At 59.0% G+C, this 12,141-nt stretch carries 13 protein-coding genes and 2 pseudogenes; 11 read left to right on the top strand and 4 right to left on the bottom strand.

Going from position 1 to position 12,141, the window contains the following annotated elements; genetic code table 11:
* Both H9Q09_RS22370 and H9Q09_RS20980 read left to right on the top strand, forming a co-directional pair.
* Window positions 1-314: pseudogene (locus H9Q09_RS22370) on the top strand (hypothetical protein); the annotation flags it as partial.
* Between the two features lie 188 nt (window positions 315-502).
* Window positions 503-1,756 (top strand): site-specific integrase, encoded by a 1,254-nt coding sequence (locus H9Q09_RS20980; RefSeq protein ID WP_187392671.1) that lies wholly within the window; start codon window positions 503-505, stop codon window positions 1,754-1,756.
* A 13-nt stretch (window positions 1,757-1,769) separates the two neighbouring features.
* On the opposite strand, the gene H9Q09_RS20985 is transcribed toward H9Q09_RS20980, so the two are convergent.
* The gene (locus H9Q09_RS20985) at window positions 1,770-2,390 is read right to left on the bottom strand and encodes a hypothetical protein (RefSeq protein WP_187392672.1); all 621 of its coding nucleotides are present in this window, start codon (window positions 2,388-2,390) and stop codon (window positions 1,770-1,772) included.
* Complete coding sequence (locus tag H9Q09_RS20990; RefSeq protein WP_187392673.1) at window positions 2,387-3,262, bottom strand: PD-(D/E)XK nuclease family protein; 876 nt, start codon at window positions 3,260-3,262, stop codon at window positions 2,387-2,389. Before H9Q09_RS20990 ends, H9Q09_RS20985 begins: the two co-directional genes overlap by 4 nt.
* Before the next feature lie 126 nt (window positions 3,263-3,388).
* Between H9Q09_RS20990 and H9Q09_RS20995 the strand changes: the two genes are divergently transcribed.
* The 9 genes and pseudogenes from H9Q09_RS20995 to H9Q09_RS21035 form a co-directional block, all read left to right on the top strand.
* Window positions 3,389-3,763 (top strand): helix-turn-helix domain-containing protein, encoded by a 375-nt coding sequence (locus H9Q09_RS20995; RefSeq protein WP_187392674.1) that lies wholly within the window; start codon window positions 3,389-3,391, stop codon window positions 3,761-3,763.
* A gap of 54 nt (window positions 3,764-3,817) precedes the next feature.
* Entirely contained in the window at window positions 3,818-4,828 is a 1,011-nt protein-coding gene (locus H9Q09_RS21000) for a hypothetical protein (RefSeq protein ID WP_246716264.1), read from the top strand.
* Window positions 4,829-5,095: 267 nt separating this feature from the next.
* Window positions 5,096-5,704, top strand: a complete 609-nt coding sequence (locus H9Q09_RS21005) for a hypothetical protein (RefSeq protein WP_187392675.1) — start codon at window positions 5,096-5,098, stop codon at window positions 5,702-5,704.
* Between the two features lies 1 nt (window position 5,705).
* On the top strand, window positions 5,706-6,080 hold the full coding sequence (locus tag H9Q09_RS21010; RefSeq protein ID WP_187392676.1) for a DUF3768 domain-containing protein: 375 nt from the start codon (window positions 5,706-5,708) through the stop codon (window positions 6,078-6,080).
* 201 nt (window positions 6,081-6,281) lie between these two features.
* Window positions 6,282-6,803 carry a hypothetical protein gene (locus tag H9Q09_RS21015; RefSeq protein ID WP_187392677.1) on the top strand — a complete coding sequence of 174 codons (522 nt, stop codon included), beginning with the start codon at window positions 6,282-6,284 and terminating at the stop codon, window positions 6,801-6,803.
* A gap of 515 nt (window positions 6,804-7,318) precedes the next feature.
* Entirely contained in the window at window positions 7,319-7,906 is a 588-nt protein-coding gene (locus tag H9Q09_RS21020; protein WP_246716265.1) for a TadE/TadG family type IV pilus assembly protein, read from the top strand.
* The gene (locus tag H9Q09_RS21025; protein WP_187392678.1) at window positions 7,907-8,494 is read left to right on the top strand and encodes a TadE/TadG family type IV pilus assembly protein; all 588 of its coding nucleotides are present in this window, start codon (window positions 7,907-7,909) and stop codon (window positions 8,492-8,494) included.
* Between the two features lie 6 nt (window positions 8,495-8,500).
* Window positions 8,501-9,832, top strand: coding sequence for a TadE/TadG family type IV pilus assembly protein (locus H9Q09_RS21030; RefSeq protein WP_281414932.1), 1,332 nt, complete (start codon window positions 8,501-8,503; stop codon window positions 9,830-9,832).
* 112 nt (window positions 9,833-9,944) lie between these two features.
* Window positions 9,945-10,163, top strand: a pseudogene (locus H9Q09_RS21035) (transposase domain-containing protein); the annotation flags it as partial.
* 359 nt (window positions 10,164-10,522) lie between these two features.
* Here the strand turns inward: H9Q09_RS21035 and H9Q09_RS21040 are convergent.
* Both H9Q09_RS21040 and H9Q09_RS21045 read right to left on the bottom strand, forming a co-directional pair.
* A complete protein-coding gene (locus H9Q09_RS21040; RefSeq protein ID WP_187392680.1) occupies window positions 10,523-11,488 on the bottom strand; it encodes a hypothetical protein in 966 nt (321 codons plus the stop codon).
* An 81-nt stretch (window positions 11,489-11,569) separates the two neighbouring features.
* Complete coding sequence (locus H9Q09_RS21045; protein WP_187392681.1) at window positions 11,570-12,124, bottom strand: recombinase family protein; 555 nt, start codon at window positions 12,122-12,124, stop codon at window positions 11,570-11,572.
* Window positions 12,125-12,141 lie beyond the last annotated feature (17 nt).

Raw genomic sequence — 12,141 nt, forward strand, 5'->3', positions numbered from 1 at the left:
CCGCAGGTCCTGCAATGGCCGGCTTCGCCATCCGGACCAGCTTCGCCGGCCACGCCAGCCTTGGCGCAAAGGCCGCTCATGAACTAAGATTTGCCTTGGACCACCCGGTGGGGGCCGACCAAAACGGCGAGATTCCATTTCGGAAGGCGTACATCCGATCAATCGTTGATCGCATCGTCGTAAGCGACACGCAGGCGACACTGTCCGGTCTAAGAGGCGGGCTTAGAACGCTCGTGGCAACTCACAATGAAGGAGCGCAGACAGTGCCCACTGGTATTCAGGAATGGTGCACCCGACAGGATTCGAACCTGTGACCTCTGCCTTCGGAGGGCTAGGGTGTTGCATTCCCGGTATTCCCCGAATTCTCTCATGAATCAGATCTATCAGTGGGTTGTGCGGACTGTTAGGACTGCACTTCAGCGAGGGGCACCCTCCTTTTCTTGCAAATTCCCGCTACGGTGCTTACTGGGTGCTTACTGCTCGCCGCCCTGGAGCTCAACCAATGCCCGTGCAAAAGCTGACGAAGTCGCTTGTGGATCGAGCCATCCCAAACGGCAAGGATCTGTTCCTGTGGGATGCAGCGCCGAAAGGGTTCGGCCTGAAGGTTTCGGCATCGGGGGCGAAGACGTTTGTCGTCCAGTATCGCTTAGCGGGCGGCCGGGCTGGTCGAACGCGACGAATGACCATTGGAAAGTACGGCTCGCCCTGGACGGTCGAATCTGCTCGCAAAGAAGCGGCTAGAATCCTTGCTGACGTCGCCGGAGGTTCCGATCCAGCAGACAAGAGAGAGAACATCCGCGAGATGCCGTCCATTACAGTCCTCTGCGACCGATATCTGAGAGACGGTGTCGGAACGAAGAAGGACAGCACCCTATCGACCGACGTCGGCCGGATCGAACGACACATAAAGCCGCTTCTCGGTCGCAAAAAGGTTTCTGAACTTACTCGTAATGATGTCATGAAATTTCAGAATGACGTTGCCAGCGGGAAGACAGCTGTGGACGTCCGGACGGGGGTGCGAGGAAGAGCAATTGTGCGAGGAGGAAAAGGTACCGCAGCCCGTACAGTCGGGCTTTTGGGTGGAATTCTCGCATATGCGGTCGGATCGGGATTGATTCAGGAAAATCCGGTTCACGGGGTCAAGCGCTATAAAGACAAGCGCAACCACCGTTTTCTTTCGGAGACCGATATCGCCAAAATCGGCAATGCACTCACTTTTTTTGAAACCCAAAACAAGAACGCAAACGCGATCGCGATTGTGCGCCTTTTACTCTTCACCGGCGCAAGACGAGGCGAGATCGAGCGGCTTCGCTGGCGAGAGGTAGACCCCGAGACCCGATGTCTGCGATTGGAAGATTCGAAGACGGGGCAAAAAATCCTGCCGATTAGCGCAGGTGCTTCCGAGCTTTTGATACACCACGAAGCGCGGTTCGGCCGCCTTTCGGAATTTGTCTTCGCGTCTGCGGACTATGGTGGACATTATTCGGGGACGCCGAAATTTTGGAAGCACGTACGCTCTTACGCGGGGTTCCCCGAACTGCGCCTACATGACCTACGTCATTCATTCGCGAGTTTGGGACTCTCGCAAGGCAGGTCCCTTTCGGTTCTCGGAGCATTGCTGGGGCACCGGGACCATGGCACCACACAGCGATACGCCCACCTTTCGGAAGATCCTGTACGACTTGCAACTGAGGAGATCGGCACTGCCATCGCTCGCGCAATCGGAAAAAGTAAGCCAGGAAACGAAAAACGGTAATTTGGTAGTGTCGTTATTGGATCGAAGGCTTACCAGCGAGCGTCGCTATGGCCATTCGGCTGAATGAAACAATCGCTTCAGCATCGACCGTTCCCCCCGCGCCGATCAGCTTAAGTGCGCCTGCCCTCGTCGTGCGCCTGCCTTCGCCATCGTCTTCCCAATCAGCACCAAGGTCCAGGCCGTCGGTGGCCGAGGTGTCGCCATCGGAGTCCACCACATAGAACCAAAGTTCCAATTCCTGATCGCGCTCTTTAAGCTGGATGCATGTGACGAGTTGGTTGCCGCTTGGCAGATCGAATACGCCGTAAGTCGCGCGTTTGGTCCAAGCATTATCGACCGATGGGACAACGGACTCCTCGTGCGTATAATCACTATGACCGCCGAAATTGAGGAGCCGAGCCGACGACAACTCAGCCTCGACGGCGGCATTCCATGTCGCCGTCCAAATCTGTCGCAGAAGTCGCCAGAAATCGACGCGGACGCGCCGTGCGGCCAGGACAGCAAGCTCGAACTGTTCGACCTCCTCTAACGAAAGGTCCGGAGGAACTGCACCGTCGGTCGTCAAGACGTTGACGGCCGCACGATTGGATGCCTCGCTCCAATAGAACGCAACACTCTCAGGAATAACGATCACACGAACACTCCGCCAGAGGATAGGATGTAGCGCCAGACGTGCGCTCGGACGCGGGCAAACTCAGAATCGTCGTCTCCTGCGGCCGCCAAGACGTTCTCCCACCGCCGCATCAGTGCGAACCAGCGAACCGCCGCCCAGGACCGATGGCGCGATGTCGCCTTGTCGGCGTGAGCCGTCAGCAGAACGAGCGCTAGCGGCCCACTCTTGGCCCGGCGTTTGCCCTCTTCGCGGTAAGGCTTGAGCTGCCCCTCGCCGACCGTCGCCCCGAGCTTGGCTTCTATGACGACCACAGCCTGACGGCCGTCGGTCCCCACCGGCCATTCAAACATCAGGTCGATTCGCGGCGATGATCCCTTTTTGAACCCCACCCCGGCGGGACTAATAGCGGCGACCTTCAGCTTTCGGTCTGTTGTCCTAACCGCATGCTCGGCAGACACGTTGGGCCGGGTCTGGTCATCGAGGGCGTCGGCAATGGCCGGGCGGCGCGCGAGGTCTGCGATGACTCGTAGAAAGGACACGGCCCGCTCGGAACCACGCCGACCGCTGGACGGCCCCATAAGCACCGCCAGCTCGCGGGTCAGATCCGCCTCTCTGAGTTTGTAGCCGACGTCCATCGCCGGACTGAGGAAAGGGTGACCACGCCACGCCGGTCCGAAGGGGCCGCCACTCGTACCAAGGATGGGCACCATCTCGATTCCGTTCGTCAGTTGTCCGACATAAGGGGCGAGGAAGGCCGCGGCATCGCTGCTCCGGTGCAAAATAAGGGTGGCGGCGCAGCGAAGACGCCGCGCATCGGTTTCCGTCCAGACTGGAAAAAGTTGCGGGTTCGTCGCAATGCGGGTGAACGCTAAAACTGCGCTGTCACTGAGCAAGGAGCCGGATTCCCAAGCTAGAGAGGGCTAACCGGAATAAAACTACGGCACCGACGCACAAAGGCAATCAGTTATCCGTGCGACGCTCGGTGGTCTTGGGTTTTCCCTCGGAGGAAGACTCGGGCCATGCAGGCAAATGAGCTCAAGCGTCGATTTGGTCGGAAAGTCCAGGAACTCCGCGAAGCACGAGGGCTGACGCAGGAGCACCTTGCCGCACGGATCGGACGAAGTGTCGATACCGTCAGCAACATCGAGCGCGGTATGAACGCGACCCGTATTGAGATCGCTTATCTTCTCGCAGCGGAGCTTCACGTGCGGCTGTCCGATCTCTTCGATATTGAGGGCGCTTCGAAGAGCGCGGAGCCGATTCAACACCCTGCCTTGCAAGAAGTCGTGCGACTCCTTGAGACGCGAGATCCTGAGACGATCAAGGTTATCAAGAATTTGGTCGAGGTGGGCTTGAGGCTTGCCGATTCGCCATTGAAGGCACCGTCCTCTTGACGCCGCCTATTGCGCTTCGCGTATGCACCATAACCTTGGCTATCAAGGTGACGGATGAAAGTGCGCGGAAACGAAAAAGACGGCGTACGGCGACGGGCCTTCGACGCCGTAACCCGTATCGTTCTTCGCCTCGGACGACCTGACTTCCTCGACCATTTGCGTTCGGCGCTAGCCGAAAAGGGCGTCCTAGACGCCGTCGCCCACCGTGATTCCGTTGTCCTGTTCGACTGGCTCCTCGGGATCGCGCAGTTCCAAGGCATTTCGGATGCCAATGCCTTGGCCTTCACCAAGAAACACGGGCCGGTGGGGTGGGCCGACATCGAACGAACGCTCGCGCGAAACCCGGACTGTCATCGCCTGCGGAGTTACTGGCATCTGGACGGCTGCGGTTACCGGAAGACCGCGCAAACCTGTACCGAGCTGCAGCTTCTGCCGTCCTGCCCGCTGCCACGACACCCCCTCCGCAACGGCCGCCTCAGCCAAGGTGCCTACAGCCTGTTCCTGTTCATCCGCGATGTCTGTGACGGCGATCTCGTGAGCTGGCTCGACGAGCGGCTGGAGGCGGCCGACAATCCGGGGCACCCAGAGCGAGCAGCCCTGATGCGACGAGCTCTACTGGAGCCGATGGGGCATATATTCGGTGTGTCCAACAAGCTGCTATCGATGGCACTTGCAGATTTGCTTCTGGGCGGCGATCCCGCGAGGGAGCGATGGGTCGTGACGGGCGCGAGCATGATCGCGATCGACACTCTCGTTCACAACTTCCTGCACCGCACCGGGATCCTCCGGCGCTTCGAGGCCGAGCACCCCTATGGCCCCGGATGCTATGAGCCCGGTGGATGCGCCGACCTCATCGAGGAACTGGCCCAGCGGACCGATGCCCGCGATTTCAATCCGACGTTCCCCGTCGTCTTTCCGCGATTTGTGCAGTACGCGATCTGGCACTTTTGCGCGGCCGGTGGCCTGGACATCTGCAACGGCAACAAGATCAGCGATCAGCACCGGTGCCAAAGTATGGTCTGTCCAGCCCGGCAGGACTGCGATCGTGTCTCCCTTAAAACATAAGAATAGAACGCCCGAATGGCCGGTGCATAACATCTTCTTGAATTTAGGTAATCTTTACTGTATGATATCGTTGCTGGTCAGAACAACACATAAAACTCGGCATCGGGCCAAAGCGCACCAGAAAGACTACGAAGGACCTCGATGGCACAGCCACATCAAGGACGACACGCCCCGCCCAACCGGCCGCGAGCTGCGGTCCAACCCACGCCATCTGAACGTTTACCAAAAAGGGGCCTCTGGCCCCTTCTTCTTTGGGAGATACCCTCAATGAAAAACGCCAATGCAAAGCTTGCCCCAGCCACCAGTTCGGCCGTTCCGTCCATGATCGTGTTGGGGCGCGACGATGCCGGGAAAGCCCATGCGTCATGGTTTGACGCCGGCGAGGCGAAGCTCGCTGCCAAGGCTGCTGCCATGATGGGCATGAACGCACTTACTGTGGCCACTGACGAGCTCCGTGAGCTAGCGGCGGTGTTACCTCATGGCCGCGTTTTTGCTAGCGGACGGGCTTTTGTACCCTTCGTGCGAGCCTCCACCTACGACAAGCTCGCCGCGCACGTGCCGGAAGGAAAAACAGCGAAGCCGCTGCGGCTGGTCGGAGGTTCCGGAAAAGACGAGACGGCAAAAAGCCCGGGCCCCAAGCTGCCTGCGGGTGCCGTCGTGCGCGGCACCCTTCCCGAAGATTGGTCGAAGCTGGCCGTCGGACACAAGGTGCTCACTTCCTACGAGAAGGATAACGGCTGGTGGCCCGCCTACATCACGGAGGAAGCCGATGACGGCATGTTCGTTCTGCGCTGGGAAGACGAGGGTGATCCGACCCCGCTGATCCGCAAGCGCGAGGAGATCGGCCTGTTCCACCCCAACTTCGCGGGCAACTGAGATGGCGGCCGCAGCCGCTACGCTGACGGGCGAAGCAACCCGGGGCCACATCGACCGCGACAACGTCGTTCGTCGCCTGAACGACAGCTTCCGGCGAACCTTCGCCGGGGGCACCGTCATGCTCACGGCGGGCGTGCGTGAACTCGACGCACAGGGGCAGCGCACCGTTCTTGATGCCGTGCGTGCCTTCGACACTTTCGGGACCGACAACGATCCCTACGGCGAGCATGATTTCGGTGCGGTCGAGCACGGCGGTCATCGGTATTTCTGGAAGATCGACTATTATGATCGCGACCTGACCCACGGCTCGCCCGATCCCGCCGACCCAACGGTGACGTCCAGGGTTTTGACGATCATGCGGGCCGACGAGTACTGACGGTCGAGCGCGCAAGTGCGCCTCACATCGCCATAGCGCCCCGCTGACGAGGCTTCCGCCTCAGTGTGGCACCCAACCCCATCGCTTTCGCTCCGACGCCAGCCGGGGCGCTTTTGGGCCCCCGCCTCGGCGGCGCAAATACGCCGGCTGCCAAGACGCCGAGCACGTTGGCCGCCGCTGCGCTATTGATGGAGCATCAGCATGGAAAACGGGAAGACGCCGATGGCAGCGGGGGACCTGATCGAGTTGGATCAAATCGTGTTTCTGGACATTGAGGCTTCGGGCCTTGGCCCTGACAGTTACCCAACTGAGATTGGCTGGGCTTTTGCAACTGGCGCGTCTGGAGGCTTTCTGATCCGACCGGCTTCGGATTGGTCGGCCGACGCGTGGGACCCGCTGGCTGAAGAACTCCATGGAATCAGCCATGAAGAACTCATGACGAACGGGATCACCCCATGGGATGCCGCCCTTCGGATCAACGCAGTCCTCGCGCCGGACGGCGCACCGCTGACGGTCGTCTCCGATGCTGCTGAGATGGACTCGTTCTGGCTTGACCGGTTGTTCGAGGAGGGCCCCTCATCGCGCGAGTTCCAGGTTCGCGATATCGAGTGGCTTCGCGGCATTCTGCCGGGCAAGCACGCCGACGATGCCAATCCCATTGATGACCAGCGTGCTCACCGGGCCGAAGCGGATGCGCTGCTGCTGGCACGTAACTGGAGATAGGAAAGCTTGATATCGGCTTCTGTCATGAAGGAATCCGCCCGCCAGCGAGGCCGGGATATTTAACACCGTCCGTGCCAAGATGGACGGCATAGGGGACCCCCCGACGCGCTAACGGCGGTATCGCGCGCAGGGCCAACGAAGCCGCGCAAAACTCGCGAGTATATTACTATGGCTTGAGGGCCCATCCATCATGAGCCTAGTAGTAAGGCGGGCGGACAAGTCGGTGTCGCGGCCCCTTCATCCGTCCAGACCCAATTTGTTGGCTGATAGATGCTGCAGGCTCTGCCGTAGGTCTTCCTGCCACCCGTCAGATGCGGAGTTCGAAGCCTCAATTTGATGGCGATCTATGCAGACGCAAGAGCCCCCGAGTGAATTAGCCATTGAGAGGCTACCTAAACGGATCGTGCCATCAATAGAGTTCGCGCGGGTTTCGAAAGAAACCTTTCATTATTCCGCGCTAGGGTGCGAACCAATCTGATCGACGTCTCGGTCTGCCTCTTGCAACAGGTTGACGCTTGCCCTCGGCTTTCTCTCAATCATTGCGGGTAATGGTTAAGGCTGCGTTCGCTTCGAAGAGCGGAGCGACTGCGATAGAATTCGCTTTAATCGCGCCGATTCTACTCACGCTGATCATGGGAATAATTGAGACTGGACTGGTCTTCGCAGCAGATATTCTGCTCAAGAATGCAACCCATACAGCGGCCCGCACCGGCAGAACCGGTTTCGTTGCAGCCGATAGCACTCGGGAAGCTACGGTCATAACGATAATCAAACGCCAAGCTGACCTGTTGATGGATCCAGCGAAACTGACGATTTCGAGCAAAGCTTATGCAGAATTCGCGGGTGTCCGAACGCCAGAGCCCTTCATCGACGCCAACGGAAATGGAAAGCGTGATGACGGAGAAAACTACACGGACGTAAACGGCAACGGGAAATACGACCTGGACCGCGGGAAATCCGGGCTAGGGGGTGCCAGCCAAGTGGTCCTTTACACGGTAACGTACCCTTGGTCGTTTTTCACACCCATGATCGGTAACCTGCTGACAAGGGACGGGGTGCTGATGTTAAGGGCTACGGCAGTGGTCCAGAATGAGCCGTATTAGATGGCATGTCTCACCCGCCTCACCGACACCCTTGCGAAGAAGCTTCGCCAACTTTGGGCAGACCGAGGCGCTGTGGCGGCCGTTGAATTAGCTCTGGCGATGCCGATGCTCGTTCTCCTTTTTCTCGGATCTGCAGAAATGGCGAACCTTTTGTCGGTTCATTACCGCGCTGCGCAAATGGCAAGCACCGTCACCGATGCGGTAGCTCGCTACCAAAGCATTACGGGTGCCGATATCGCGAGTTTGTTTGCCGCCTCCTCGCACGTGATGGGTTCCGACGACTTCGCTCAAAAAGGGTACGTGATACTGTCATCAGTCACAACGGCTGCTGCGAAGAATACGGCTAAGGTATCGTGGCAGTGTAGCGGCGGCGGTTCGAGATCACGAGCTAGCGGTCTTGGTGAAGTGGGTGAAACAGTTTCGTTGCCAGGCGGATTAACAATTGACGCAAATGATAACGTCGTTGTTGCGGAGGTATACTACCAATACGTGCCGGTCTTTGACATGCTTCCAATCGGTGAGGAAATCTACAAGACGGCGGTGTTCCGGCCCAGGCTTGGCGCCCTGACATCCGCAGCAGGATGTTAGGCGTTCATGCGCTATCCCCAAAGGCTCAGATCACGCCTCCTAGCTGGATTAATCCGCAACCGATCGGGTAGCGTGTTGCCAATCGTGGCTCTGTGTGGGCTTGTGATTATTGGAGTAGCAGGGTTCGCTATCGACGCAGGCCGATTAGCGCTTATGCACTCCATGCTGCAATCATCGATCGACGCTGCCGGTCTCTCTTCAGCGGCCAAGATGACGACGGCCGCGGTTGATGACGAGATAGAAAAGTTCATCAACGCCAATTTCTCCTCGGCGTATGTGGGCGCTAAGGTCACCTCGCATTCGTCGCAGCTCAGCGCGGACGAAAAGACGCTGCAGATTACTGCGACCGCTGAGGCGCCCACCGTCTTCATGCGCCTCTTCGGTATCAAGACTATCACGACAAGCGCTCTGACCGACGTGACCCGCGCCACCGGCGGTCTTGAGCTCGCTTTAGTCCTCGATGTCACTGGGTCCATGTCATCGTCCAACAAGATCGGTAGCTTAAAGTCTGCTGCGAAAGACCTCCTGCAAATTGTGTTCGGCGGCGAGAACTCTGTTGAGCATCTTCACGTCGGCATTGTGCCGTTTACGCAAACGGTGAACGTAGGATCGTCGCGAACTGGTTGGCTGACGGGTGGTGTCCCGAGCAACTGGTCCGGCTGTGTTGAGATGCGCAGCAACGGCCTCGACACATCGGACAAGTCGATCAGCGCTGCCCGATTTGTTGCGCTGAAGTCGGGGGCCTGTCCGCCCGGGATTACGCCGCTAACGTCGAGCAAGCAGAAGCTGATCAGCGCTATCGACAAGCTCACTCCGGACGGCGGCACGAACGTCAACGTGGGAGCCGTCTGGGGATGGAGGCTCTTATCGCCCCAATGGCGAGGCCTATGGGGCGGCGATATGGGGCTGAAGTTGCCGCTGGATTACGATGCTGATGGTATGAGCAAAGCCGCGGTCATTATGACGGATGGTAAGAATGAGATCAGTAGCGGCTCAGCCTACGGGGAAATTTCCTGCAAGCGTAGCTGGTTTTTTCTGTGCTTGGAGTATGGCTACGATAACCGTCTAGGCGTCTCAGCAAACACCGAAAACAATGCCAGGAACTTGGCAAACGAAGAGCTCGATCAGCGCCTTACCAAAGTCTGCACGGCAATGAAAAATGCTGGCATTGTGGTTTATACTGTCGCGCTCGGCAGCCCTGGGGCCGAAATTGAAGAACGAATGAGGGCTTGCGCCACGCAGAATGCCTTCTTCTTCAATTCACCCACCGGTGCGGAACTTAGAACGGCCTTTGCAAAAATTGGGGACTCGCTGTCTAATCTCCGGATAAGTCGATAAGAGTTTGATGCAAGGGCAAGTGCCGTATAGGCTATTACATGTTTGGAGTGGAACGAATTCAGGTAATATTCGCGGCAACAACTTGGATCGTTCCAATCCTCTCGGCAATTACCGCCGCTCGTGGACCTTCGCTGGCTCGCAGCGCGGCGCCGATCGTTGTGCCTTCATGCTGACGGTGATCGCCACCGCCAAGCTTAACGATGTCGATCCGCAGGCCTGGCTCGCCGACGTCCTCGCGCGCATTGCCGACATGCCCCAAAGCCGGCTGCCTGAACTCCTGCCATGGAATTGGGCCGCGGCACCCCATCAGGATCAAGCCGTAGCTGCCTGACTGCGGCCTACGCCGGATGCGTACACTTGGTTCGCCCTTCCCTTACGAGATTGAGAAATGTTAGAGTACGCTGCAGTTATGTAAAGCAATCCAGTTGATGCCTTGCCCAGCGCGGGCGGCAGTTATGCGACTTGCCGATGGGGTGAGGTGTTCTCCCACGTCGCGCGGCGCACCCCTGGCCTTCTTCGACTTCCCAGCGGAACATTGGGCCACCTGCGGACCTCGACCCCCCATCGAGAGCGTCTTTGCCACTGTCCGGACGATATGTGTCGGCTGTCCCCAGTCGCACGTGCCACGGACAAAGACTGCCTCTGGTGGGCTTGCCCCAATAATAGAAGCCAGCCCCGGAAGGCTCCGTTTCAGTCGCGGAATTTGGCCTCAAGGGCTCGAGCCGTCTCCCGGCCCACCGTGGTGACCTCATAGGGCGCGTGCAATTCGCCGTCCGTCTTCCGGACGAGCTCTTTGCGTTTCAGGTACTGCATCAAAGCGTTCATAGAGATGCGCGGGATCTCAAGTTCCTGGGCGATACTGCGCGTTCGAGCTGGCCCATGCTGGGCGAGGTGCTCCAGCACTTGCCGCACACGATCTGATCTAACCGGCAATGCAGGCAGGTCCGCTATTCGGGCAGCGGAATTGCGTTGTTCGTGTTCGCATCCTGCTGACGTCAACTGATACAGGGAGGCATCGCGGGATCGGCCTTCAATCTCGACAAGGCCCTTTTCAACAAGGGATTCGATCACAGACGCTGTCTCTGCCGGTGGCTTGTGAGTCGCGCCCGCGATCTTCGAAATCGTCGTGCCGGCCGTTTCTGGGAATACCGAAAGCACCGCCTCCTCTGACGCACGGAGCAAGAGAGATGGATCGTCAGTGCGGGCCAATATGTGCAGCGGGCGGGCGGGGTCGCCGATGCGGATCAGACCCAGTGCCGACAAGCGCACCGCCAGCTGATGGATACGCTGGGGACTTAGGCCGAGTTCCTCGGCAAGGTCTGTTCCCCGCCGTGGGCGTCCGAGAAGATCTAAGAGACGTTGGCCTGATGGGCCGGGCCTTCTACTTGTACGGCGTCGCCGGCCTCGCTGCCGTTTGCTATCCAGAGTAACTACCAACGCGACGTCAGGTCCATGCGGCGCAAGAGACAATCTTCGACGACGCTTCTCGATCAATCCTGCGGACGTAAGGCGGCCAAGGGCGGCCTCGGTCTGATCAAGATCAAGCTGAGCGCGCAAGGCAACACCGGTCTTCGTATCGGCCCCGCTGCGGATCGCTTCGAGGCATGCCGCCTCCGGCTCACTCAGATGTACAGGATCGGGAAGGATCAGAGACATAGCCAGAATCTGCCTCACCGGCGCAGCTATCGCAAGGCCGCGGCTCCCATCAGTGGCTCGTGATCAGACGGTCACACTTCCTCATGCCGAGGCTTTGTCGTTCAGTATCCGGTAGACCTGCATCCGTGAACACCCAATGGCGGCTGCGACGGCCGTAGCGCCCATGCCAGTCGCGCTGAGCGCCTTCACGCGGTCCCGATCGAGCCGCTGCTTGCCGCCCTTGTAGACGCCCTCCGCCTTCGCTCGTTCGATGCCTTCGCGCTGGCGTTCTTTGATGAAACGCCTCTCCATGGTAGCGACCATTCCCAACACCGTCAGGATAACGTGCCCCATTTCGCCGCGCGTCGAGACGTGGGGATCGAGCACGGTAACGAACGCGCCGCGTGCCTCGCATTCGTGAATGAGGTTCAGCACGTCGCGCGTGTCGCGGCCAAGCCGGTCGAGGCGCGTCACCATGAGTTCATCGTCTGCGCGAAGGAATTCGATTATGGTTGCCAGTTCGGTTCGGCCCTCGCGGCTGCTGCCCGATACCTTCTCTGAACGTATGATATTGCACCCTTCCGCCTTCAGTCTAGCGAGCTGCAAGCGAAGGTCTTGATCGATGGTGCTGACGCGAGCGTAACCGATGCGGGCCATATGTGTGTGTCACCTCA

This window comes from Aurantimonas sp. DM33-3 (assembly GCF_014334315.1).
Classification (GTDB): Bacteria; Pseudomonadota; Alphaproteobacteria; order Rhizobiales; family Rhizobiaceae; genus Aurantimonas; species Aurantimonas coralicida.

Coding starts and splice junctions, on each gene's coding strand:
- H9Q09_RS20980 (WP_187392671.1), top strand. CDS start 503: ATGCCCGTGCAAAAGCTGACGAAGTCGCTTGTGGATCGAGCCATCCCA.
- H9Q09_RS20995 (WP_187392674.1), top strand. CDS start 3,389: ATGCAGGCAAATGAGCTCAAGCGTCGATTTGGTCGGAAAGTCCAGGAA.
- H9Q09_RS21000 (WP_246716264.1), top strand. CDS start 3,818: ATGAAAGTGCGCGGAAACGAAAAAGACGGCGTACGGCGACGGGCCTTC.
- H9Q09_RS21005 (WP_187392675.1), top strand. CDS start 5,096: ATGAAAAACGCCAATGCAAAGCTTGCCCCAGCCACCAGTTCGGCCGTT.
- H9Q09_RS21010 (WP_187392676.1), top strand. CDS start 5,706: ATGGCGGCCGCAGCCGCTACGCTGACGGGCGAAGCAACCCGGGGCCAC.
- H9Q09_RS21015 (WP_187392677.1), top strand. CDS start 6,282: ATGGAAAACGGGAAGACGCCGATGGCAGCGGGGGACCTGATCGAGTTG.
- H9Q09_RS21025 (WP_187392678.1), top strand. CDS start 7,907: ATGGCATGTCTCACCCGCCTCACCGACACCCTTGCGAAGAAGCTTCGC.
- H9Q09_RS21030 (WP_281414932.1), top strand. CDS start 8,501: ATGCGCTATCCCCAAAGGCTCAGATCACGCCTCCTAGCTGGATTAATC.
- H9Q09_RS21040 (WP_187392680.1), bottom strand. CDS start 11,488: ATGTCTCTGATCCTTCCCGATCCTGTACATCTGAGTGAGCCGGAGGCG.
- H9Q09_RS21045 (WP_187392681.1), bottom strand. CDS start 12,124: ATGGCCCGCATCGGTTACGCTCGCGTCAGCACCATCGATCAAGACCTT.